We start from the raw sequence: 24009 nt of genomic DNA, 5'->3' as shown, positions 1-24009 counted from the left end.
ATTTTGCTATTCAGGAGTCATTCCTGTAACGAGGAAATTCGAGGGAAAACAAGTGTAGAATCGATTGTACAAAAAAGAGCCTTGTAGGAGAAATAGGGCAATTGTTTGTTGATATAATCGCTATTCGATTCCCCTCTCACTACTTTGAATCACGCGAATAATTGGCAATCTGGTTAACCCTCTCGTTGTTCATTTCCGGATAGCTTATACGAATGAAAGGAGAGATCAATACTAAGGATCTGATAGCTGATTCACTACTAAATAGTATTTGAACTATTTTTTTATGTCTATGAGTGAATTTCATAATTCCTAGCCCTTGTGCCCCAACGAATTTGAGACATAAAAAAAGGAAGTACCTTCCCAAATCTTGTATGATGGTAGTTGAACCGACAACCAAAAAAAGACTGGAGGAGTACTCCCTATGACCATTATACGACAAGAAAGTCTATTTAGCATCCAAGAATTATACGAGATGGAACTTACCCATCGTTATGAATCGATTATTTCAGCGATAGATTTGGATGCGATTTATTATGAAGTGAACAAAAAATCCCACTTTGGCGCACCTGTAGATTTGAATTATGCAGCGATGATTATTTCCGTTTATGTTGAACGTATTCCAACGGTTAAGGACCTAATTAAACGCCTAAAGGACGACTTTGTTTTTAAACTGAATTGTGGATTTCTTGTGTCTGACCATACCCCGTCTGAAGCCGCCTATTCTCGGCTTTTAACAAAACTAAAAGATCTAACGTTTTGGAGAAAGTCCAAGAAAAAGTTGTGCTTCAAGCAATTGCTGAAGGCTTTATTATGGATGACACTGTCGCCATTGATGCAACCCAGTTTGAAACCCCACGTGATCAAGCACCGCCAAAGGAAGAAAAACAAAAAGCTGAGCCCAAAAAACGCGGGCGCAAATCCAAGGAAGAACGTGAACAATGGCTTATTGAACAGGCAGAGAAAGAAGCCAATTTACCACTTTTCGAAAAGAAAATAGAAGCACAGTTGGATGCACCTTTAGCCGAATTACGCGCCGAGGTTCCTCAAAACCCTAAGTGGGGCGTAAAAAAGAACTCAGAAGGAAAGAATGTCTTTTGGTACGGATATAAGGGACATTTGGCTGTTGGGACATCCAGTCAATATATTCTACAGGCCCTTTTTTCTTCAGGCAGTTTGAATGACGGGAAGGCTGCAATCCCGTTATTAAAAGGGGTTAATGAACTTCCCCTTCCATCATTGAACCATCAGACAATGGATGCTGGTTATGATTATCATGCAATTTATGAACAAGTGCACCGAATGGGGAATCAGTCCGTCATTGCTTATAATAAGAAAAATGAAAGCGAGCCAATCGGTTTTGATAAACACTTCGCCCCGACCTGTTTTCGGGAGCATTCCTATCGTTATGATAGTTTTGATGCCAAATATGAAACATTGAAATACACAAGACCAAAAGAGTGTAGTGACTGTCCTTTGGCGAACGAAGACATCTGTCAAAAGGTTTACAAGGTAAAAATAACAACGGATCTTAGGAGATATACTGCGCCCGCTCGTGGATCAAAGGCTTGGAAAACACTATTCAAACGTCGCTCTGCTGTTGAACGTGTAAATGCCTATCTCAAAGAATTTTTTCAACTTAACAATGTTCGTTATCGTACTGGAAAACGCGCAAAGGTTCACTTTGACATTGTAACGCTTATTTATAATGCTTCAAAATTAGCTGCAGATCGTATCAATGTACTGTTAAACCAGCAACAAACTTCTTAATTAAATTTTTAAAAAATTTGTTTTAAAAATTCTGCAGGTCTGTGTATTTTTAAAAAGAGCAATTATGAAATTGACTCCTATGCTAAAATATTTTTTAATCCAGTACAATATTGCACATTTCTATGTGGATCATTTGGTCTTATCACGGATTTTTAAAATAGCTATAATACAATTATAGGATATACTAATCAGGCAACATGATTAGGGGGATTAATATGGATCAACGTAGTAGGGCAATATTAAATCAACTGATGCAGCAGGATTCATATATTTCCATTCAGGAACTCGCAACTATATTAAATGTCTCACGGCGTACCATTTATAGTGATCTTATAAAAGTGAACAATTGGTTAAACGATCATCATTTGACTGAGGTAAAGCAGGTAAGAGCGCAAGGGCTATATATTGATGAAGCTACCAAAAAGATCATCACTAACGAGTATTCATTTTTGGATGTGATGTATTATGAGTTTTCTCCTAACGAGAGAAGGGCGTGGATTTTCATTCACATCGTTGGACGAGAACAGCCTTGCTTCCTGGAGGATATAAAAAATCTTTTTAATGTCAGCCGAAATACTGCACTTGATGATATTAAGAAATTGAAAAAGGCGATAAAACATTATCAATTGTGTATATCTTCCGGGCCAAAAAAAGGATATACAGTTGTAGGAAATGAAAACGATGTCAGGAAGTTGCTGATGAATTATTTGTTATTCGTTACTCCTGATGAAGGTTGGTATGCTTTTCTATCTAGTTTGGAAAGCTCCCCTGATAGAAAGGGTAACCAAACGTTACAACCTTATTCAATCTTTAACATGCATTCGCTGAAACTACTAAGTGAATTGTTAAATGATTACGAAAGACATTACAAGATTGAGTTTACCGATGAAGTGTTGAATAATCTTGTTATTTGGTTTTACTTTTTCATAAAACGAATGCGGCAAGGAGAAATGGTAGAAGTCGATCCAATTGAGAAAGAGGTAATCAAAGCAACGAATGAATACGAAGGTGCAATTGCGCTATGTAATGATATATCTAAAATATTTCATACAACACCAAAGAATGATGAGGTATTTTATATTGCAAAATACTTACTGAGCTCTAAGGTAAACTATAATTTGAGTCCCCATATAGAAAGCCAAGAAATGAAGGCCTTACTTCATGTTGTTGAGAAAATGGTAACTGATTTTCAATTTTATGCTGCAGTTGAATTTCAAGAACCAAAGCAAATGATTCAGAATCTACTTGTACATTTAAAGCCTGCATATTATCGAAACAAATATAAGATTCAAGTTGAAAATGAGCTACTTGGTTCAGTTAAACAAAGTTATCCTGAAGTTTTTCATATTACGAAAATGGTAATGCATCATTTTGAACATTTGCTTGGCCAGCAAATTCACGAAAATGAAGTCGCGTTCATAGCGATGCATTTTGGTGGTTGGTTGCGAAAAGAAGGTGTGGTGCTTGAAAAATCTGTGAAAAGACTGTTAATTGTCTGTACAAACGGTCTTGGTACATCCCGACTCTTGGAAAGCCAATTGGAAGGGCTATTTTTCAATGTTGAGATTACTGGTGTTACATCGTTAAGGGATTATGAAAAAATGGACTTGAATGTTGAATTTATTGTGTCAACAATCTTGTTACCCGATCGAGGTATTCCGGTTTTTGTCGTAAATCCAGTATTAACGAATGAAGATAAAGAAGCATTACTGATAAAAGTGAATAGCTTGTTTGGACATTCACTAAAAAAACAAATTTATTCGGCTGATACAGTTATGGATATCGTGAAGCGATATGCCGTAATTCAAGATGATCAAGCATTGAGACAAGAGTTAAGAAAGTATTTGTACGAACCCATTAAAGTTGAAAACGAAACAATGAAACCAAACTTGTCGGAGCTTTTGCCGGCAGATAGGATTGTGTTAAAAAAACAAGTAAAGGATTGGCACGCTGCTGTTAAAAAAGCTGCTGAACCGCTTCTGGATAAAGGATATATTCAAGATAACTATTTAACTAAATTGATTCAAAATGTTCAGAGGGATGGGCCGTATATTGTTATATCCGAACTTTTCGCCTTGCCACATGCTAGTCCAGATGATGGTGTCAATAAAACAGGAATGAGTATGTTGCATCTGGAGAAACCAGTTAATATCATGGGAAAACCTGCAAGTATCATAATTGTGCTGGCCTCATGGGATAATGAACAACATTTAAAGGCATTATCACAGCTGACAAGGCTATTCACAGATAAGGAAAATAAACGAAAAATAATCAAGACAACAAGTAAGAATCAAATTGTTAAACTAATTCGCGCATATTCAGATTAACAATATAAAGATAGGTGTGAAATGATGAATTTTCTAGAAGAAAGCATGGTTAAGTTTGGGGTTGATGCAGATGATGCTGAAAGTGCAATTGAAGCTGCGGGAAAACTTTTGCTTGATGAGGGGCTTGTTGAACAAACATATATTGACGCAATGAAACACGCGTATATTGATAATGGTCCCTATTTTGTCTTGGCTCCACAGATTGCTATCCCGCATGCTCGACCTGAGGATGGAGTAAAGGAAGCATCCGTATCTTTTGTGCAATTAAAAAAACCGGTGGTATTTGGACATTCCGCCAATGATCCGGTTCGCCTTGTATTTGGTCTAGGTGCCTCTACCAGTGATGAGCATTTAACACTATTAAAAAAGTTAACTGGTATATTAAATGATACAAATAATATTGCAACATTGAAGACTGCTACTAGTTATGAAGATATAAAAAATATTTTGGAATTGGAGCGATAAATTATGATGAAAATATTGACAGTTTGTGGATTAGGACAAGGAACTAGTTTAATTTTAAGAATGAATGTTGAACAAGCACTTGGAGACAAAGGGATTGAAGCGGATATTGAACATACGGATGTTTCAACAGCATCGAGTATGCAGGCGGATTATATTATTACCAGTAATGAACTTGCTGAAAGTTTACGAGGACATAGTGCAAAGGTATTTATTGTAAATAACTATTTTGATATGGATGAGATTAATAAAGCAATTGATGAAAACATCGTAAATTAACTAGTTGTTTCAGGGGAGAGAATAAGGAATGGATGCAATTTTATGGATTGCCACAAATATCTTTGGTGAGGCAGCAATTCTATTAGGGGTTATTGTCCTTTTGGGATTACTACTTCAGAAAAAGAATGCAAGTCAAGTTATAAGTGGAACATTTAAAGCGATTATTGGTTTTTTAATTATCAGTGCAGGTTCAGGGGTTATAACGGATGCTTTAACCGTTTTTGAACCTTTATGGAAAGAGGTTTTTAATCTATCAGCAGAACCACTTGGCAATTTTATGGGACAGGAAGGGTTTAATGCCAAATATGGTAGTGCTGTTGCATTGGCAATGACACTCGGTTTTATCATAAACGTGTTATTAGCGCGGTTTACAAAGTTAAAATTCATCTATTTAACAGGTCATATGATGTTTTGGACAGCAACAATATTTGCGGGAATTACAATTCAAACTGCTGGAGATCTGTCATTCGGTAAACTTGTTATCTTTTTGGCAATAATTTTGGGGCTATATTGGACCATTCAACCCGCTTTGACACAACCGTTTATGCGAAAAATTACAGGTAACGACAACATAGCCCTCGGACATAATTCAGCATCTGTTGCTTTGCTAAGTGCATTGGCAGGCAAATGGTTCGGAAATAAGGAAAATGATTCTGAAAAAATTAAACTTCCCAAAGGTCTGGAATTTCTTAGGGATTCGAATGTTATTACGGCGTTAACAATGGGCTTGTTGTTCCTCGTTGGCGCAATTATTATATCTTTCAAAGACACACCAGGCGCACAGAAGTTAGTGGAAGCTGCAGGGGATCAAAACTTTATTGTGTACGCTATCATTCAATCATTTACATTTGCTGCTGGTATTGCAGTTGTTTTAGTAGGTGTGCGGATGTTTATTGGGGAAATGGTACCTGCATTTAAAGGAATAGCAACAAAAATTGTACCCGGTGCAAAACCAGCCTTAGATAGTCCAATTGTTTTCCCCTTTGCACCGAATGCAGTAATTTTAGGATTCTTGGGGTCATTTGTTGGGGCATTGATTTGGCTGGTTGTTTTAGGAAACACAGTGGGTTATGTATTTGTTCCAACGATGATTGTATTATTTTTCCATTCAGCAACTGCAGGTGTATTCGGAAATGCAACTGGTGGCGTTAGGGGTGCATTAATGGGTGGTTTCATTACTGCTACTGTTGTTGCTTGGGGACAGTTCGTAATGGTTAAAATTCTGCTTCCTGATACTGTTCCAGATACTGCTATGTGGGCAGCGGATTCGGATATGTTTGTATTAGGGCCAATTATCCGATTCCTAGCACATTTATTGTTCTAAGTTTTGTATAAAAAAGGGCGATGTATTCCCCATTGAAAAAACGATGGAAAACTGTTTTTAATTTTTATTGCAGGAGTGATTACAATGAGTTTTATTAGAACATTTCATGGTGATATAGAACCGGCTAAATTAGGGTTTACCTATTCACACGAGCATATTGTTTGCAGACCACCGTATTGGGTTGAACAAAAAGCAGATGATTTGCTGTTGGATGATAAAGAAAAATCCAGGTTGGATGTTAAAGATTTCAAAGACCTTGGTGGACAGGCGATTGTAGATGCAACTGCTGTTGATTATGGACGTGATGTTTATGCTGTGAAAGAAATTGCAGAAGAAACAGGGGTCACCATTGTGGGAACCGCTGGATTCAATAAGAGTTTTTTATGGTCTGCTCCCATTCCCGAGCACGTTAAAAGGGTAACAGGTGATTATGATACGTATTATGTATGGATTGATGCAAAATCTATTAATAAACTTGCCGATTTTGTTATTCAGGAAGTGGAAGAGGGGTTGGAAGGTACAGCGATCCGTGGAGGTCAAGTGAAATTTGGAACAGGTTATAACAGAATATCACCGTTGGAAGAAAAGACTTTACGTGCAGTAGCAAGAGCGCATCATGAAACGAAGGCTCCACTTCATTCCCATACAGAGGCCGGAACGATGGGACTTGAACAAGCTGAACTATTAAAGAGTGAAGGTATTAACTTAGAATATATTAGCTTTGGGCATATGGATCGGAATCCTGATCCTTTTTATCATGAAAAAATAGCTAAAACTGGAGCATTACTTTCGTTTGATGGTATTTCCAAAATAAAATATGCACCGGACAGCACACGTGTGCATTGTATTTTAGAGCTTGTTAAAAAGGGTTATGAAGATCAAATTTTAGTAAGTGGAGATACAGCAAGAAAATCTTATTACAAGCATTACGACTATGGATTAGGACTAGAAAATATTATTGGGAAATGGGTTCCTCGCTTTATTGAGGAGGCCAATCAGAATGGATTCGACGGAGAAAAATTAATTAATAAGTTTTTCGTTAAGAACCCTGCACGATGCTTTGCATTTAAAAAGTAAACCGAATAGTTTTTATATATGAATTGGATGGTGAAGTGAGATGGATTTTCAATATCAAAATTCCTTTGAGGTATCGGAAAAGATCAATCGTTTTAAAATTGCCATTTTACCAATCGGCGCTGTTGAAGCGCATGGACCACATTTGCCGTTAGGAACAGATAACCTACTAGCTGAGCGGCTATCAATGAAATTGGCGGAGCGTGTCAATGGTTTTGTTTTACCAACGTTGCCATATGGGCAAGTGTGGAGTTTGCGTAACTTTCCGGGGAGTATCAATGTAAGTAACACCTCTCTCATCAATCTTCTTGTTGATATTGGTGGGAGTCTGTATAAACAAGGGTTTACGACATTTGCAATGGTGAATGGCCACCTGGGCAATGGGACAGCATTAAAAGAAGCAGCACGTATCCTATATGAATCCTATCCGGAATTACGGGTGTTTTATTTCTTTTATCCTGGTATGAGTAAAGCGGCGGAAGAGGTGCGTGAAACAAAATCAGCACATGGAACGTATTTCCACGCTTGTGAGATTGAAACATCATATATGCTTTATTTAGCCCCAGAACATGTTGATATGGACAAGGCAATCACTGATATTCCTGATATACCAATGCATGCTGATGTGACGCCTACACCTTGGGAGGAATTTACAAAAACAGCAGTATTGGGTGATGCAAAAATTGCCACAAAGGAAAAAGGAAAGTATATTGTTGATATATCCTTGGAAAATATGGTTAAGCTTATCAAGGAACTATAGCTTTATAGAATGAGAGAATAAACCATAGGTTGGGGAATTTGGGGAGAGGGGAGAAGCAATCCATTCCTCTTTCCTTTTTAATTGTTAAGGTGAAGGTGTGAATTGGATATGAGAGAAAAACTTTACGGTAAAATTCTATTTAATTTTTTAGCTAGTGATGCTGTTAATGCAGCTGCCGTTATTGAGGCAGGTTCTGGTTATGTCGTACCAGGTATTGTTTCAAATCAGTACGATTCGATTGAGGCTGCAGCTACTAAGGTTAAGGAACTAAAAACAGTTGCGGATATGATTAGTGTTGGTCTTGGAGGCGGGGGAAACGTTGCTAATTGGAAGAAAGTATTGGATATTGCTATTACATCGGAACCAGGCCATTTAAACCAGCCATTTGAGATGGCTCCATACACAAAAGGTTTTTTGGACGCTAGAAAAACGTCAAAACAGTTAGTTAACGCACTTGTTCAGCCAACCGGAGAAGTTGGAAAGATTCAACTTGCTAATTCAGGCGATATGTTGTGTGTCGAGGAGTTTATCGACATTGCTGCTGGGTTTGGTATAGAAAGTATTAAAATGATGCCGGTTAAAGGAACTCAACATTTAGGAGAGCTCATCTATCTGACAAAAATTGCTGCCGCAAAAGGAATTCGTGGCATAGAACCTGCTGGTGGAATTGATGCAAATAATATTAAAGATATAGTCCAAGGTGTGAAGAATATCGACATCGAATTTTTTATGCCACATATTTTTGGATCAACAATTGACAAGGAAACAGGGGAAACAATTCCTTCTAAAGTACGAGAAATTCTAGCAATGGTGGAGGGGTTATAATGCTTCATAATTACTTCAGTAAAATCATTGATTTGATGAACGTGGTTGAAAAAGATGAGTATCAAGCAATGAATCAAGCGGCACAAAAAGTATCAGAGACTATTCAAAATGGGGGTGTAATCCATTTATTCGGTTGTGGTCATTCACATATTTTAACGGAAGAGGTCTATTATCGCGCGGGAGGATTAGTGCCTATACATCCCATTTTACATGAACCGTTAATGCTTCACGAAGGTGCCGTTAGTTCGTCATCATTTGAACGAAAAAATGATTATGCAAATACATTCATGGATGGACAAGATATTCGTAAAGGTGATATTCTATTCGTTATTTCAACATCAGGAAGAAACCCAGTTCCAGTGGATGTTGCTCACATTGCCAAAATGAAAGGTGCCTTTGTGATTGGAATTACATCCATAGCATATTCATCAAGTCAACCATCGCGCCATACAAGCGGAGAGCATTTGTATGATGCTGTAGACTTAATTATCAATAATCATGCCCCCGTTGGAGATGCACTTTTATCACATGATAAGGTAAAAGTAAATTTTTCACCAAGCTCGACTGTTATAGGTGCAACCATCTTAAATGCAATTTTTGCTGAATCAATTAAACAAATGGCTGAAAATGATTTTGAACCACCAGTTTTCTTAAGTGGAAATATAGAAGATGCGGATAAACATAATCAGAAGTTGATTGATATGTATAGTGAACGGATTAAGCTCTAACATAGAGGCATTGCATGTATACTTAGCGTATTTGTTGGATAGAGTTTTAAACAATTTTAAATGATATATTTTTTTAGATTATTTCAAAATTATATGAATACCTCACAATAATTTGTGGGGTTTTTTACGTTTGAAAAAAAGCGATTTCTTAAGGCTTTATTCTGATAAAAAAGTGTAATTATTTACATAACAGTAAATTTAATAGTAAATTATTTTTAAGGCAGTAAATCATTATAAGTCATTATTTTGGTACTGTCAATAAGTTTGTGTAAATTAATAGAGTATCCTCGGAATTGGGATTTGTTTTCTGACACCTACCCTGGGTACCCAGGGTAGGTGTCAGAAAATTAAATCAGATATTATTTGGTTTCCCGTATCGTTTTTCAAACATGTCCTGTAGCTGCTGATAAGCGCTTGCGAATCCCCTTAATTTTCGTTCTCCCCATCTTTGGTTATAGTCGGTTACTTGAAGGTACACTACTTTTTCTGTCGCCCTTTCGCTTGGTAAACTGTTCATGGTTTTTGTGCGCTTCTTGATTTCCTTCATCGTCCGCTCGATGATGTTCGACGTGTATATCACGCGCTGGATAGACGATGGGTAATCCAGGAAAGTCAGAAGCACTTCTAGATCTTCTTCCCATGATTTCACGACTTTAGGATGCTTCGATTGCCAAACCTGCTTAAATGCGTTAAATTGCTTTCTGGCTTCTTCTTTGGTACTTGCCTGATAAATAGGTTTTAAGTCTTCTGCTATGGCTGTCTGATCCTTTTTACGCACGGCATTTAACGCATTGCGGATTTTATGAACAACGCATCGCTGGACATCGGCTTTTGGGTACACCTCTTTCATAGCTGTTTCCAACCCGGGAAGACCGTCAAACACACCAAGCAACACTTCTTCAGCCCCGCGCTCGTAAAGATCTATCAAAATCTCTTTCCAGCCCAAGGAACTTTCCTGACCGCCTACATAAAATCCGAGAATTTCGCGGTAGCCATTCTCATTAACTCCAATGACGATGTAGACGACCTCATTGGCAACGTCATCCCGGCGCAACTTTAAATAGGTTCCGTCCAAATAGAGGACTGAGTAGCGTTTATTCAATGGGCGTTGCTGCCAGGCCTCAATATTTTCAACTGTCGCTTCCGTGATGTTACTGACGGTTGTGGCGGAGTAGGAAGATCCTAGCATATGTTCAATCATTTCCCCAATTTCACGCGTACTAACGCCTTTCTGATACATGCGCGTCACTGTTTCACCTACCCACTGATCACGGCGTTGGTAAGGATCAAATAATTCCGTCTGAAAGTCACCATGGCGATCACGAGGTACTGCGAGATCATCAATATGACCGTGTTTGGTATCAAGGGACCGTTTGTAATAACCGTTTTTCACTTGTTTCAATTCAGGGTGTTCTACCTCGAAAAACTGCTTTCTTTCTTCCTCCATGATGGTCTCCAACTGCTCTTTGACAAAGTCACGTACAAGGTTATCCAGTTGATTTATAAAGTCATGATCCGTTATACTTTGAGACATGGTAGGGTTTCTCCTCTCTTTATTTGTTGTCCAATTTTGAGGATACCCTACCTCTTTTTTTCGTCTCAAATATTTTACACAAACTATTTTACGTCATCAGAAATAATATATTCATGATTTATAGACTATCAATATAAAACAATAAGAATCTGTGTGAATCATTTATGTTTGGTTTACAAGCCCGTTTCACCTTATAAGTACAACGATAGGGGAGAGTAGGCATGCTAGAAATTATCGTACCATTAGCATTATTGTTTATAATTGCCTTGGTTAAGCAAATACCTAAGATTGGTGGTGATATTAGAGTCGCTCTTATTGCAGCTGCCATTTCATCCGCGGTTATTTCCGGGTTGCATCCAGCTGAAACACTTCTCGCATTTATCGACGGGATTGATCGCTTGTCCTGGATTATTATGCTGTCCGTGTTTGGAAGCTTGTATGCTGAATCCCAGGCTAAATTAGGCACCATTGATACCACTTTGAATACGCTTCGTTCTGCTTTTGGAAATTCGCCAAAGGGATTGATTGTCGCAATATTTATTACGTTAATTCTGGCCGGGTCTTTACTTGGGGATGCAATCGCAGCTGCTACCGTCATTGGATTTCTCGTTATCCATTCACTAACCGAATTAAAATTAAAGCCGGAACAAATTGGCATGATTATTTTACTTGGTGCTTCCATCGGCTCTATTATGCCTCCGATTACGCAAGGTGTTTTTTTATCGGCCTCACTGGTCGGTATTGATCCTGGCCCTGTTATAAAACTTGCATACATAACCGTTACCATCGGCGGCATATTTGCTATTCTGGAATCGCTCCGTTTTGTCCGCGGAAAGAAAATGCCCCAAGAATTAATTCCAGAAAAATCTGTTGTGCGAATTTTAAAGGAAAGATGGAAGACGCTGATTCCACTATTTGTTCTCATTGCAATCATCCTGGCTAACACACTGTTTGATTATAATATTTTCACGGAATTTGCCGTTTTAACTTTTGTTGTGGAACCTTTACAAGAGATTAAAATTTTACAAGGAGTGACATTTGAAGTTGTAAGTGCGATCATCATTGCCTTTTTGGTCAGCTTCTTATTTCCATCTGTTCGCAAAGATACAAAAGCAATATTCAAAAATGGATTAGTAAAAGTCAATCGAACCGTACAGATTCAGCTGTGTGCAGGAATTATGGTCGGGGTCTTTTATGCATCAGGGTTGATTGACAAGGTTGCCCTAATGACCGAGGGATTGGCTTCTTCCATGGTGAAATTAGGAGGAGCACTCTCGATGGTGGTTGTCGGCATGCTCACCGGATCTCAGACAACTTCCCAATCCGTGATCGTTACCTTTCTTGCCCCAATTCTTGAAAACATGAATGTAGATCCCGATTTGATTGCTTTAGGTGCTTCCCATATTGCTGCAGCAGGTCAAAATATGCCACCGGTAGGGTTAACAGCATTTGTTGTCTGCGGGCTAATTGGTGGGATACTAAATAAACAGGTAGATCCCGTAAAGGTAATGATGCTTGCGCTGCCAAACTCATTATACTTTTTAGCTATCGGATTGGTGGTGTGGTTCATCTAACATGAATATGAAAAAATTAGGGATTTTGATGCTTGATACAGGTTTTTACCGACCAAAGGGTGATATTGGAAACCCAGAAACATTTCCGTATCCTGTGGCATACCAGACGGTGGAAAAAGCGACAGTAAAACGGGCTGTGAAAATGAGTGATTCCATATTAATTGGATCGTTCATTCAATCGGCAATGCATTTACAGAATAAAGGGGTAAAGGCAATTACAACCAGTTGTGGCTTCCTTGCCCTTTTTCAGCAGGAAATCCAAAGTCAATTGCACGTCCCGTTTTATTCTTCCAGTTTAATGCAAATTCCCCTCGTACATATGTTATCAGGCGGAAAAGTTGGTGTACTTACAGCAAGGAGAAAAAGTCTGACAGTAAACCATTTGCAAAGTGTAATGGCACATCAGACACCTGTTGCCATCGAGGGAATGGATGACATGCCAGCTTTCACAACAGCCATTGTTGATGAGACACATGCTTTGGATATGAAGAAGGTTTCGGTCGAGATGAAGCAAGCCGTTACCAGACTGTTAGACAATCATCCAGATGTAAAAGCCATTGTTTTGGAATGTACGAATATGCCTCCGTATAAACGTTTTATAAAAGAAGTAACAGATCTGCCGGTATTTGATATTGTAACGTTGAGCAATTACGTGGTGGGGGCGTTGGATTAGTTGGCTGTGGTAAAGCATTTTTTTAAAAAAGAGTGGAAGGTAAGCTGTCGCAGGATGGGGACAGTCCTCTTCCGTTTGCTCCTTCTCCCTTTAGATTTTCGATAATTCCTAGTTTGTGGCCTCTCTATATGACTTTATCCTTACTCTTTTTAATGTCATCAACTAAATACCTAATTTTTCGCTTATTGTGTCTAGTACATATTTATCAATTCACAGAATTCAAATTAAAACTACAGGAAATGACAATATTTTTCATGGGAATCAATTATAATATAGTGAATTTACTGAATCTATGGATTGATACAGGTGATGGAAGATGTGAAGACTTAAACGCAGACTTGTATAATGCTTTCATTTCCTTGCGTGCAATCGGTTTTGCGCTTGGTTCGATCCATTTTTATGTGCATAAGATCGACTTTCATGGATATACGATCAACTTAAAGTCGGATTCGATCGCCATTCACATGCATATGATCAAACCGAATCAATCAACTTTCACATATATTCACTTAAGATTAGTAGACACACTTTTTTAGCGGTTTGCTTGCTCGTCCTAAACTCATAGTCAATCCATGGTGAAAGGAACAAGAAGGAGGGAATGAAATAGGAACTGGTAACGGAAGATTTTGCGTAAGTGTAAGAAGAAAGATGTAAGAACTTAATCAACTGTACGTTTTTAAAGGTTATACCAAACAGTATGGAGGGATAAAACATGATACATCGCAACAAAAAGCTGTTATCCATTTTCATGGGATTATTACTTCTCTTTTCTAGTTTAATTGTACAAGGCGGAACCGTGTACGCAAATGATACTGAACATGAACCGGAAAACCCTGGGATAAAAGCGGAGCAATTGGCTGAAGGCGACCAAGGGATGGTTGTCACCGCACATCCGTTAGCCTCAAAGGTTGGAGCTGATGTACTAAGACGTGGCGGCAATGCAGTAGATGCGGCTGTTGCAATTCAATATGCACTGAATGTTGTGGAGCCGATGATGTCTGGAATTGGTGGCGGCGGATTTATGATGTACTACGATGCAAAAACAGAAGATATATCTGTTATCAATAGCAGAGAGCGTGCCCCAGCTGGTGCAACACCGGATATGTTTATGACAAGTGATGGTACGGTCATGCCGTTTCCGGATCGGGTGGAAAGCGGGCGATCGGTTGGAGTGCCTGGAACATTGAAAGGACTGGAAACTGCACTGTTCAAATGGGGAACGATGCCAATGGATGAACTGATTCAGCCTGCAATCAACATGGCTGAGGATGGAGTAGAAGTCAATTGGGTTCTGGCCGATGCGATTGCAGGAAACACAGAGAAACTATCGCGGACTGCTGCCAAAGATGTGTTTCTTCCAAACGGAGAGCCACTAAAGGAAGGTGATCTTCTTGTCCAGAAAGATCTCGCGAAAACATTTAAACTCATTGCCGATCAAGGTACAGACGTATTCTATGATGGCGAAATTAGTTTAGCGCTTGCTGATGTTGTTCAGGATTTTGACGGCAGTATGGCTACCGCTGATCTAAAGCGTTACAATGTGACCGAAGATGCGCCTGCTTGGGGAGATTACCAGGGGTACGATATAGCATCGATGCCTCCGCCGAGTTCTGGTGGATTAACTATGTTACAGTTGCTCAAGATGTTTGAAAAGATGGATCTCACGCAACATGATGTGCGTTCTCCGGAAAAATATCATTTGATGACCGAAGCATTGCATCTTGCTTATGCTGACCGCGGGGCTTACATGGGTGATCCGGAATATATCGATGTTCCAAAAGATGGATTACTTCATCCAGACTATATAAAGCAACGTGTTGATTTAATTGACCCTGATCATGCAAATCAAGACGTTCAGCCCGGTGACCCATGGGATTTTCAGAAAGACGATCCAGGGCAAGTCGTTAAGCAAATCGATGATAAAATAAATGGGGAAACCACGCATTTCACTGTTGCTGACAAATGGGGGAACCTTGTTTCTTATACCACGACTAATGAGCAGTTATTTGGATCAGGGATTATGGTCCCGGGCTATGGTGTCATGTTAAATAACGAATTAACTGATTTTGATGCGATTCCTGGTGGAGCAAACGAGGTTCAGCCAAATAAGCGGCCGTTAAGCAGCATGACGCCAACGATTATTTTAAAGGATAACAAGCCATTCATGACGGTAGGATCACCAGGTGGGACAACAATTATCGCCTCGGTCATGCAAACCATTGTAAATACCATTGGTTACAATATGGATTTGAAAGATGCGATTGAAGAGCCACGCATCTTTAGCAGCAGCTATCCGACCATCCGCTGGGAGAATGGTGTTCCGGACAACGTAAGAGGTCAGCTTGAACAGATGGGGCATACTTGGGAAACAAAACCAAAGGAAATCGGAAATGTCAATAGCATGATGTTTGATGACGAAAAAGGAGTATATGTTGGTGCTGCTGATTCCACCAGGGAGGGCATGGCAATTGGTTTGTCGTCACCAAGCCTTCCTTATATGAAAGAACTGGTAGATCAGTATGCGCGATTTAATGATATCAAAGATGCTGATGCAGCCAGATTACTAAAAACTCATTTGACAGCTGTTGCCCATTACAAAGATACGGGAAAAACGGACAAGGCTGTGAAACATATGCGAGGATTGAAGCAACTCATGGAACGACAAAAACGACAAAAACTAATTTCTGATCAGGCTTATGAGGTATTGAAATCAAATGCCGATTCTTTGCTGGAGGATTGGGAGGAAAGTTGAATGTATGAAACAGACGAACTTGGTTGGAATAAAAAGATCAGTAATAAATGTATTTCATAGGAAGTAAATGTATCGATAAAGAATAAGTTTAAACGGGATGGAAGCAGTTAATGTTTCTATCCCGTTTTTAAATTTTACGGTGGATTTCCCAACTTTGAAATGCGGGATGTGGGTCAGCACCTCATTACAATCTATTTTTTCTTTACCCAGATAGATTGGGACCATTACCGCACTCCTTTGTTTATTTAAACCTAACCGAAATTAAGCCTAAAATTAATCAAAGACCTCTTCTCTGTTACCAAGAAGAATGTTTGTTTCAACCCCCGGATTTACTTCCCGAGGCCAGCAGATGGGGTCAAACCACAAGCAATCTTTGCCTGTTTAAAATCCCACCAAACTGTATACATAGGGGATTCCACACCTATGTAGCCTGCGCGAGGCAATCGCTTTTTGGCTTTCTTTCCGATATTAACTGTACTGTTGATATCTCTCGAAAGCGTTGTACCGTAGTTTACACATGTAAAGCTGCGAATGGATGGGTCCTTTTTCTCGTGATGACCACAGACACAACAGGTTTTGGTTGTGTCACGTTCATCGATCTTTTGATAATATTTACCGCTTTTTGCCTGCACCCAGTTCAAAATACTCCTGAATTTACCGACTGGTGTTTGATTTAACATGGCCCTTCTCATCGTCCCGTACTTTGCCACATCGGGAGTCGGAGTATAATCACCAATGTAGATCGCATCGAAACGCTTGGAAAAATAATGCGCATAGCTAAATAACAGCGTCTTCATTTGTTCTCGACGTTTTAATTGCGCTTTTTCCAAGACATGATTAAGTCTTTTCCAACGTTTGCTTGGCTCAAAATAGGTGACGTTTGGGGTGCATACCAGCTTATTAAATTTTTCACATTTGTCCCGTTTTGATTTGATTTCATCGATTCGTTTATCCCAATACTTCAACAGTGCATTCATCGATTTCAATTCATATGATTTTCCATCACTACCTAATCCTACTGCCAAATTCTTATGGTTGGGATCAAATACAATAAACGATTGTTCCTCTATTTTGGTGATTTCCTTGGCATCTTCTATTGTAAAAATGGCATAATACGAATCCAGATCCTTTGTAATGCGAAGGGTTTTGATTCTCTCCGTTTTGCTTAGTTCTACCGCTTCCACAAGTCCAACTTTGATTTTGATGGTCTTCTTAGCCTTTTTATCTTTTTTCTTTAATTCCTTATGTTCTTCATCTGTTAACTTGCCAAAACTTAAGGAAAATTGATTGGCGTCCAATAATTTAAACCCTTTTTTTGGTTCATCATAATATAGCGAAAACCACTTCTTTTTCCATGAACGATATTTTGGTTTCTCATTCATTAATTTTGGATCAAAAAATCGTTCATAGGCATCTTTTAACCGTAATGCCGTATTTTTCAATGGGGAGGAATGGACTTTAAACAAAAATGGGTTTTCCCCTTTTATTTTCGGTACTTCATTCCTCAGGTTTCTACCGGAAAGCAGTTTTTTCTTGTTTCCATTGCGATAATCTTCCTCCACCGCGTCCAGCAATTGATTGTACAGCCAGTTGCACATTCTGGATTGAGAATCGAGTAACTGCTTGTTTTCTTTTGTAACCATCAATCGTACCTTTTTATTATACGTAAGCATGGCCGTTGTCCTCAATGACCTGTTTCACCGCTTGTTGCAGTTTCTTTCGCTTGTGACTTCTGTTTCCATACAAGCGGCTGCTGAAGACAGTAATAATGGAAAGCATATCCTCGACTAACTCCTGCTCATATGTTTTATCCTCTGTATGGTTGACGATTTCAATTTTCACATGATGGAAGGCACATATTTGTTCCAACAATTCATACCCAAAACGTAGTAACCTATCTTTATAGTTGACGACAACTTTCTCCACCTGATTGCTTTGCACCAGCCGGATTAATTCTTTTAACCCCTTCTTATTGTAATTCAAACCACTTCCCAGATCTTTTATAATACGAAACTGATATCCATTTGCCGAACAATACTGCGAAACGGTATGGACCTGCCTTTTTAACTCTTCCTTTTGGTCCGATGATGAGACACGGCAATACCCAATAACAATTTTGTCTTGAAGTGGTTTCAAATCATGCTTGATAGCACTAAGGTCTTCTACAGCATATCTTCTATGGCCACCAGTTGTTCGAGACGATGTTATCTTCCCCTCTTTTTCCCACCTTCTTAATGTGGTGGGATGAACACCAAGTATGTTGGATGCTTCATCGATGGTATACATGTTAGCGATCCTCCTCATTTTATTTCTACTTACAAGGTTCGACATAAAATGCGAGAATCCTGCTAAAAAGTAATTAATTTTAAATAATTTAGATTAAACTGTTTTGAAACCCCTCCCTAACGTTCCAGTCATTTCTATTCCATTTATTGCATATATATAAAACTACAAAAAATACTATCCACTTGGTAAGTAAACGTACACATGGAGGGTTATGAAAATGTCATGGCAACCAGAAATAGACGAGCTACGGGAAAAAGAGCAGTTAGCCTATGAAATGGGTGGAAGAGAAAATGTGGAAAAGCATCGTTCACGAGGAAAATTGACGGCACGTGAGCGGATTGACCGTTTGCTTGACGATGGAAGTTTTCATGAGAAGGGTACTATTGCAGGTAAGACAACTTATAAAGATGGGAAACCAGTGGACTTTAAACCAGCCAATTTTTTGCTTGGCACTGGAAAAATAGAGGATAGAAAAGTAGTTATTGGTGCAGATGATTTTACCGTTCGTGGTGGTGCAGCGGATGGGGCCATTATTGGGAAACAAATTTATTCGGAACAGATGGCGCATGATTTGCAGTTACCGATTGTCCGGCTTGTAGATGGGACAGGCGGTGGTGGCAGTGTCAAGTTTCTCGATACGGAGGAACGAACCTATGTGCCGGTTAATCCAGCATGGGACTATGTAGTGAAGAATATGGGAAGGGTCCCGGTTGTTGCTGCTTGTTTGGGTTCTGTTGCTGGATTAGGTGCAGCGCGGGTCGCAGCTTCCCATTTTTCGATCATGGTTGAAGAAATTTCTCAGTTGTTTGTGGCTGGACCACAGATTGTTAATCATGGCGTTGGTCAGCATGTAACCAAAGAAGAACTTGGTGGTGCCCAGGTTCATCGTTCAAGTGGGGCAATTGATAATGTTGTCAAGTCTGAGGAGGAAGCCTTTGCACATATCCGGAAATTCTTATCCTATCTTCCCAGTAATGTATGGCAACTTCCGCCGACTACAAACGCTACTGATGATCGTAACCGTAAAGAAGAAGCACTCATTTCGGTCATTCCGAAAAACCGGCGAAGACCCTATAAAATTCGTCCAATACTGGAAATGATTTTTGATCAGGGCACCATTTTTGAAATGGGACGCTATTACGGTGGAGGTACAGTCACCGGATTTGCACGTCTGGATGGTCACCCGGTCGGATTTTTGGCTAATGATCCATTTGTCGGTGGTGGTGGTCTCACAGTAGAGAGCAGTGAGAAGATTGAACGATTTGTGGATCTGTGTGAAACCTTTCATCTCCCCATCGTTAATTTCGTTGATCAGCCAGGACTTGTAATTGGAATGCAAGCAGAAAAGAAAGGGACAATTCGCAAAGGTGTCCGTGCGATTGCGGCTATCTATCAGGCAACCGTACCCATGATTGAAATTATTCTTCGGAGGGTTTTTGGCGTCGGTGGTGCCGGGATGATTAATGGACATGGGTTGCATCTGCGTTATGCATGGCCGTCCGGGGACTGGGGATCTCTGCCAGTTGAAGGAGGAATCCAGGTTGCATATCGCCGGGAATTAGAGGCTAGTGAAAACCCACAAGCATTACTCGATGAATTAACAACCCGAATGGAAGGAGTTCGGTCGCCATTACGAACGGCTGAAGCGTTTGGTATAGAAGAAATAATTGACCCACGCGATACAAGACCACTGTTATGCGAGTGGATTGATGATGCATATGCGATTTTGCCGCAGCATTTAGGGACATCCAGCCACACGATGCGTCCGTAGCCGGATAATGGAATGAAAGGGGAAAAGAAAATAATGGTGATGCATTTTCACGAAACACTAGGAACGAATGAGGAACTGGTACCCAAGAAATTGGAGCAATGGGCAAGTGAAATAGGGGATAAAACGTTTATTTTTTATGGAGAAGCGAACAAATCAATCACTTATAAACGGTTTAATCAACTGGCTAATAGTTTCGCGAATCAGCTTATTGATAAGGAATCCAAAAGGGTGATCGAATTAGTTTATTTTTAAAAAACCCATTGATCACAACGATTGCAATGTTTGGGATCTGGAAAGCAGGTGCTGTTTACTGTCCAATTAATTTCAACTATAAAGGAAAGCTGTTATCCCATCAGCTTCATGATACTAAACCAAAAATGTTAATTTCAGAAAGACAAATGGTACCGCTGCTTAACGAAATAGTATCGGAATTATCGCCACTACCAGTGATTCTTCATGATCCAAAGGTAAATGATCATGACTATAAGGAGGATCTGGCCAATGTAGAACTAGATAGAACTTTTTCCGCCATTTCTTTTACAGAGTTTCTAAAAGAAAATTTGGATAACCCCGATATAGAAATCAGTTACGATGATACGGCAAACATCATTTATACATCTGGGACAACCGGGCCTGCGAAAGGTGTGGTGCAATCATATCGTTGGATCCATGGGTATACGTATATGTTCCGGGTTTTTAATAAACAGGAAGACGTCATTTATAATGATTTGCCCATGTACCACGTAGGCGGGGCGTTTGCATTAGTCGCTAGGGGCGCTTTTCTTGGTTGTACGGTTGCCCTTTGGGATAAATTCAGTCCTACTGATTTTTGGAAACGAATTGAAATCAGTAGGGCCTCTAACGCCATTTTGCTAGATGTGATGATTCCATGGCTGATGAATCAGAAACCAACGGAAAATGATCGGTATAACACATTAAATCGTGTGCACATGCAGCCGCTGCCAAAACATCATCACGAGGTGGCCAAACGGTTTGGTATTGATTTTGTTTCTGCAGGATTCGGCCAAACCGAGTCGGGAAACGGGTTTGTTGGAATCATTGATGAGTTGGCGAAGGGAGAAGGAACACCAAAAGAACTTTACAAAGGATATACTAAAGAAGAAAGTATTGCCATCGCGGAAGAATTAAACATTCCACTAAAAAAAGGACAGGAGGATTTACCAAAAGGTTATATGGGTCACACCAGTCCGTTTTATGAAGGGATAATTCTTAATGAACGCGATGAGGAATGTAGTGTTGGTGAAACAGGGCAACTTGCATTACGACCACGTTTCCCGCAGGTATTGTTCAAAGAGTATTTTAATGCCCCATCAGCTACATTAGAGGTAGTGAAGAATCTATGGTTTCATACCGGTGATGTTGGCTATAAAGGGGAAGATAACACCTTTTATTTTGTGGATCGGATGAAAGATGTGATTCGGCATAAGGGTGAAAATATTTCTTCCTATCAAATAGAAGATATGATTAATCAACATGAGCATGTCGAGGTTTGTGCGGCATTTCCTGTTCCTGCAGCAGAGGGGGATGAAGACGATATTGTCGTTTATGTTGTTCCCAAAACAAACGAAATCGATATGGAAGCATTAGATGAGTGGATCAAGCAAACTATGCCGAAATTTATGTGGCCGAAATTCATTTGTTCGATTCCAGATTTACCAAGAACAGCTACAAACAAAGTGGAGAAGTATAAATTAAAGGCGAAGTTTCAAATAGAACAAGGGGTGTGACTGCCTTGGAGGAAAGTGTCTGAAAAGATGTATTAATGGCGTATTTTAGTTATAACAGGAGCCTGTTTACAAAATCCCTTATTGACTTTTCCTCCATTCCAGGTATATACTGTTCTAAATTAAACAACTATTTTAAAGGTTATAATATTATATGAAATGCTATTAAAAGGAGAACAACATGAAAGTCGATAAAGCGCTATCTATACCTTTATATCAACAGGTTAAACAATATCTGCATGATAAAATTACCTCTGGCGAATGGGAGGTGGGGTATCAGTTACCATCGGAAAAAGAACTGGCTGCTCAATTTGGTGTTAGTAATATTACGGTTAAACGAGCTGTGCTTGAATTGGTTGATAGTGGAAAACTCTATCGGCAAAGTGGCCGGGGGACCTTTGTTGCCCAGGAAGATGAAAAGGATATCTCGAAATTTGTTTCTATAAAAAATGAGGCGTGGGAAACGCATGATCATCCGCATAAAACATTAAGTTTCAAAAAAAAGATGGCCGGAAGTAAGATTGCAAAGGCATTAAAAATAAATAAAGCGGATCTTGTATATCAAATACACCGTATCAAATTACAACAAAATAAAGCGGTTGCCATTGAATATTCCTTTATTCCGCAACTTTTGTTTCCTGATTTGCATCAGTCGGATCTTGAAAATGATTTGCTGTATAACATGATGCAAAAGAAATACAACATGAAATTGAATAAGGCGAAAGTTTACTTTTCCACCATTTTAGCGGATGCGTATGAAGCGAGTATCCTGAACATTCCAAAAGGGGAACAATTATTGGTCTTTGAACGGTATACATCGGATAAGCATGATAACATCGTTGAATATTCCAGATTTATCGTAAAACAGGATCAATCTCGGTTCTTTCTTGAAATTCAACTGTAGCTGGTGTAAAAGGATTGTCTGTCATATAGCCACATCAAGCAATAAAGGATGTAAAAAAATCTATGCAAAAATAGGGAGGTCTAAGATAATATGAAAATCGTTGTAATAGGTGCTGGGATTGTCGGCGCTAGTGCAGCTTACCATTTAGCAAGAAATAATCATGAAGTCACTCTCATTGATAAACAGCATGAAGGGGCTGCAACCGCTGCTGGGGCAGGGATTGTTTGTCCATGGGTATCCAGCGAGAAGGAAAAGAATGTCGATTGGTATCGAATTGCCAAGGAAAGTGCACGATTATATCCTCAATTAATCGAACAATTAAGGCAAGATGGGGAAGAAGAAACGGGTTATAAAAAAGTAGGTGCACTATGTGTAAGTGAAAACCGAGAAACATTACATACCATTGAAACGGAATTAAGAGATAAATATGACAGTGCGCCGGAAATGGGCGATATTCAACGGTTAACAGCGAACGAAGCAAGAGAATTATTCCCGGCTTTACAGGAGAAATTGGAGGCTGTTTTTGTTCCTGGGGCAGCCCGGGTGGACGGACGATTACTCCGGGATGCCATGGTACGTGCTGCAAAAAAGCATGGAGCAAAAATTCTGCACGGTGAAGCGTCACTAGTACACGAACAGGATACGGTGACTGGGGTTCGGTTGAATAACGAAATCATCCATGCGGATACTGTCCTGATTGCGGCGGGGGCGTGGACACCTGCGTTGGTGAAGCCGTTTGGTGTTAATCTGAAAGTCGAACCACAACGCGGGCAAATTGCACATATCAAGCTGCCGAACACAGATACTTCTGATTGGCCGGTCATTTTGCCGGAAAGCAGCCACTATATGCTGGCATTTGATGATTCACGTATCGTTGCCGGGGCGACAAGAGAGACGGGTTCTGGTTTTGATTATCAAACAACGGCTGGAGGAATGCATGAGGTGTTAACCAATGCATTAGCGGTTGCTCCGGGGTTAAATAATGGAACAATGGAGGAAGTGAGAATTGGATTTCGGCCAATGGGTCCTGATATTCTACCTTTGCTCGGCACACTGGATCATGTGCAACATGTAGTCATAGCAACCGGTTTAGGCGCTTCCGGTTTAACGATGGGACCGTATGTGGGAATACTGGCTGCTTCACTTGCCTCAGGAGAAGATATAGCAGTCGATCTAAATGCATATTGGCCTGAGCGCGAATAAGGATGGATGTGGCACTCCATT

The 24009-nt window shown here is 39.6% G+C and carries 20 protein-coding genes and 1 pseudogene; 18 read left to right on the top strand and 3 right to left on the bottom strand.

Going from position 1 to position 24009, the window contains the following annotated elements:
- Positions 1–421 precede the first annotated feature (421 nt).
- From O2S85_RS15445 to O2S85_RS15405, 9 genes and pseudogenes are all read left to right on the top strand, one after another.
- A pseudogene (locus O2S85_RS15445) lies at positions 422–1767 on the top strand (transposase).
- Positions 1768–1982: 215 nt separating this feature from the next.
- The gene (locus O2S85_RS15440; RefSeq protein ID WP_269410196.1) at positions 1983–4094 is read left to right on the top strand and encodes a BglG family transcription antiterminator; all 2112 of its coding nucleotides are present in this window, start codon (positions 1983–1985) and stop codon (positions 4092–4094) included.
- Positions 4095–4115: 21 nt separating this feature from the next.
- Positions 4116–4559, top strand: coding sequence for a PTS sugar transporter subunit IIA (locus O2S85_RS15435; protein ID WP_369419551.1), 444 nt, complete (start codon positions 4116–4118; stop codon positions 4557–4559).
- Between the two features lie 6 nt (positions 4560–4565).
- Positions 4566–4835 carry a PTS sugar transporter subunit IIB gene (locus O2S85_RS15430; RefSeq protein ID WP_269412606.1) on the top strand — a complete coding sequence of 90 codons (270 nt, stop codon included), beginning with the start codon at positions 4566–4568 and terminating at the stop codon, positions 4833–4835.
- A 28-nt stretch (positions 4836–4863) separates the two neighbouring features.
- The gene (gene ulaA / locus O2S85_RS15425) at positions 4864–6159 is read left to right on the top strand and encodes a PTS ascorbate transporter subunit IIC (protein WP_269410195.1); all 1296 of its coding nucleotides are present in this window, start codon (positions 4864–4866) and stop codon (positions 6157–6159) included.
- Between the two features lie 84 nt (positions 6160–6243).
- Positions 6244–7236 (top strand): phosphotriesterase family protein, encoded by a 993-nt coding sequence (locus O2S85_RS15420; protein WP_269410194.1) that lies wholly within the window; start codon positions 6244–6246, stop codon positions 7234–7236.
- Positions 7237–7276: 40 nt separating this feature from the next.
- The gene (locus O2S85_RS15415) at positions 7277–7993 is read left to right on the top strand and encodes a creatininase family protein (protein ID WP_269410193.1); all 717 of its coding nucleotides are present in this window, start codon (positions 7277–7279) and stop codon (positions 7991–7993) included.
- Between the two features lie 108 nt (positions 7994–8101).
- The gene (locus tag O2S85_RS15410) at positions 8102–8818 is read left to right on the top strand and encodes a KDGP aldolase (RefSeq protein ID WP_269410192.1); all 717 of its coding nucleotides are present in this window, start codon (positions 8102–8104) and stop codon (positions 8816–8818) included.
- Positions 8818–9546 carry an SIS domain-containing protein gene (locus O2S85_RS15405; RefSeq protein WP_269410191.1) on the top strand — a complete coding sequence of 243 codons (729 nt, stop codon included), beginning with the start codon at positions 8818–8820 and terminating at the stop codon, positions 9544–9546. The genes O2S85_RS15410 and O2S85_RS15405 overlap by 1 nt, the downstream gene beginning before the upstream one ends.
- Before the next feature lie 352 nt (positions 9547–9898).
- On the opposite strand, the gene O2S85_RS15400 is transcribed toward O2S85_RS15405, so the two are convergent.
- Positions 9899–11080, bottom strand: coding sequence for an IS256 family transposase (locus O2S85_RS15400; RefSeq protein ID WP_269410047.1), 1182 nt, complete (start codon positions 11078–11080; stop codon positions 9899–9901).
- A 221-nt stretch (positions 11081–11301) separates the two neighbouring features.
- Here O2S85_RS15400 and O2S85_RS15395 point away from each other — a divergent pair, with 221 nt between their 5' ends.
- The 4 genes from O2S85_RS15395 to ggt all read left to right on the top strand — a co-directional run bounded on the left by O2S85_RS15395 (position 11302) and on the right by ggt (position 16079).
- Positions 11302–12654: a TRAP transporter large permease subunit gene (locus tag O2S85_RS15395; RefSeq protein ID WP_269410190.1), complete on the top strand. Its 1353-nt coding sequence runs from the start codon at positions 11302–11304 to the stop codon at positions 12652–12654.
- A gap of 1 nt (position 12655) precedes the next feature.
- Entirely contained in the window at positions 12656–13327 is a 672-nt protein-coding gene (locus O2S85_RS15390) for an aspartate/glutamate racemase family protein (protein ID WP_269410189.1), read from the top strand.
- 275 nt (positions 13328–13602) lie between these two features.
- Entirely contained in the window at positions 13603–13863 is a 261-nt protein-coding gene (locus O2S85_RS15385) for a hypothetical protein (RefSeq protein WP_269410188.1), read from the top strand.
- Between the two features lie 176 nt (positions 13864–14039).
- Positions 14040–16079, top strand: a complete 2040-nt coding sequence (ggt, locus tag O2S85_RS15380) for a gamma-glutamyltransferase (protein ID WP_269410187.1) — start codon at positions 14040–14042, stop codon at positions 16077–16079.
- A gap of 329 nt (positions 16080–16408) precedes the next feature.
- Here the strand turns inward: ggt and O2S85_RS15375 are convergent, their stop codons facing one another.
- Both O2S85_RS15375 and O2S85_RS15370 read right to left on the bottom strand, forming a co-directional pair.
- Positions 16409–17752, bottom strand: a complete 1344-nt coding sequence (locus O2S85_RS15375) for an RNA-guided endonuclease InsQ/TnpB family protein (RefSeq protein ID WP_269410186.1) — start codon at positions 17750–17752, stop codon at positions 16409–16411.
- A complete protein-coding gene (locus O2S85_RS15370) occupies positions 17739–18365 on the bottom strand; it encodes an IS607 family transposase (protein WP_269410185.1) in 627 nt (208 codons plus the stop codon). The genes O2S85_RS15375 and O2S85_RS15370 overlap by 14 nt, the downstream gene beginning before the upstream one ends.
- A 217-nt stretch (positions 18366–18582) precedes the next feature.
- Between O2S85_RS15370 and O2S85_RS15365 the strand changes: the two genes are divergently transcribed.
- From O2S85_RS15365 to O2S85_RS15345, 5 genes are all read left to right on the top strand, one after another.
- A complete protein-coding gene (locus O2S85_RS15365) occupies positions 18583–20136 on the top strand; it encodes an acyl-CoA carboxylase subunit beta (RefSeq protein ID WP_269410184.1) in 1554 nt (517 codons plus the stop codon).
- Between the two features lie 33 nt (positions 20137–20169).
- Positions 20170–20388 (top strand): hypothetical protein, encoded by a 219-nt coding sequence (locus O2S85_RS15360; RefSeq protein WP_269410183.1) that lies wholly within the window; start codon positions 20170–20172, stop codon positions 20386–20388.
- Between the two features lie 8 nt (positions 20389–20396).
- The gene (locus O2S85_RS15355) at positions 20397–21884 is read left to right on the top strand and encodes an AMP-binding protein (RefSeq protein WP_269410182.1); all 1488 of its coding nucleotides are present in this window, start codon (positions 20397–20399) and stop codon (positions 21882–21884) included.
- A 178-nt stretch (positions 21885–22062) separates the two neighbouring features.
- A complete protein-coding gene (locus O2S85_RS15350) occupies positions 22063–22785 on the top strand; it encodes a GntR family transcriptional regulator (protein WP_269410181.1) in 723 nt (240 codons plus the stop codon).
- A 90-nt stretch (positions 22786–22875) separates the two neighbouring features.
- Positions 22876–23988 (top strand): NAD(P)/FAD-dependent oxidoreductase, encoded by a 1113-nt coding sequence (locus O2S85_RS15345; protein WP_269410180.1) that lies wholly within the window; start codon positions 22876–22878, stop codon positions 23986–23988.
- Positions 23989–24009 lie beyond the last annotated feature (21 nt).

Origin of the sequence: Lentibacillus daqui (genome assembly GCF_027186265.1) — a bacterium.
In the GTDB taxonomy this organism is placed as follows: domain Bacteria; phylum Bacillota; class Bacilli; order Bacillales; family Amphibacillaceae; genus Lentibacillus_C; species Lentibacillus_C daqui.
This window is presented reverse-complemented; position numbering and strand designations above follow the sequence as displayed.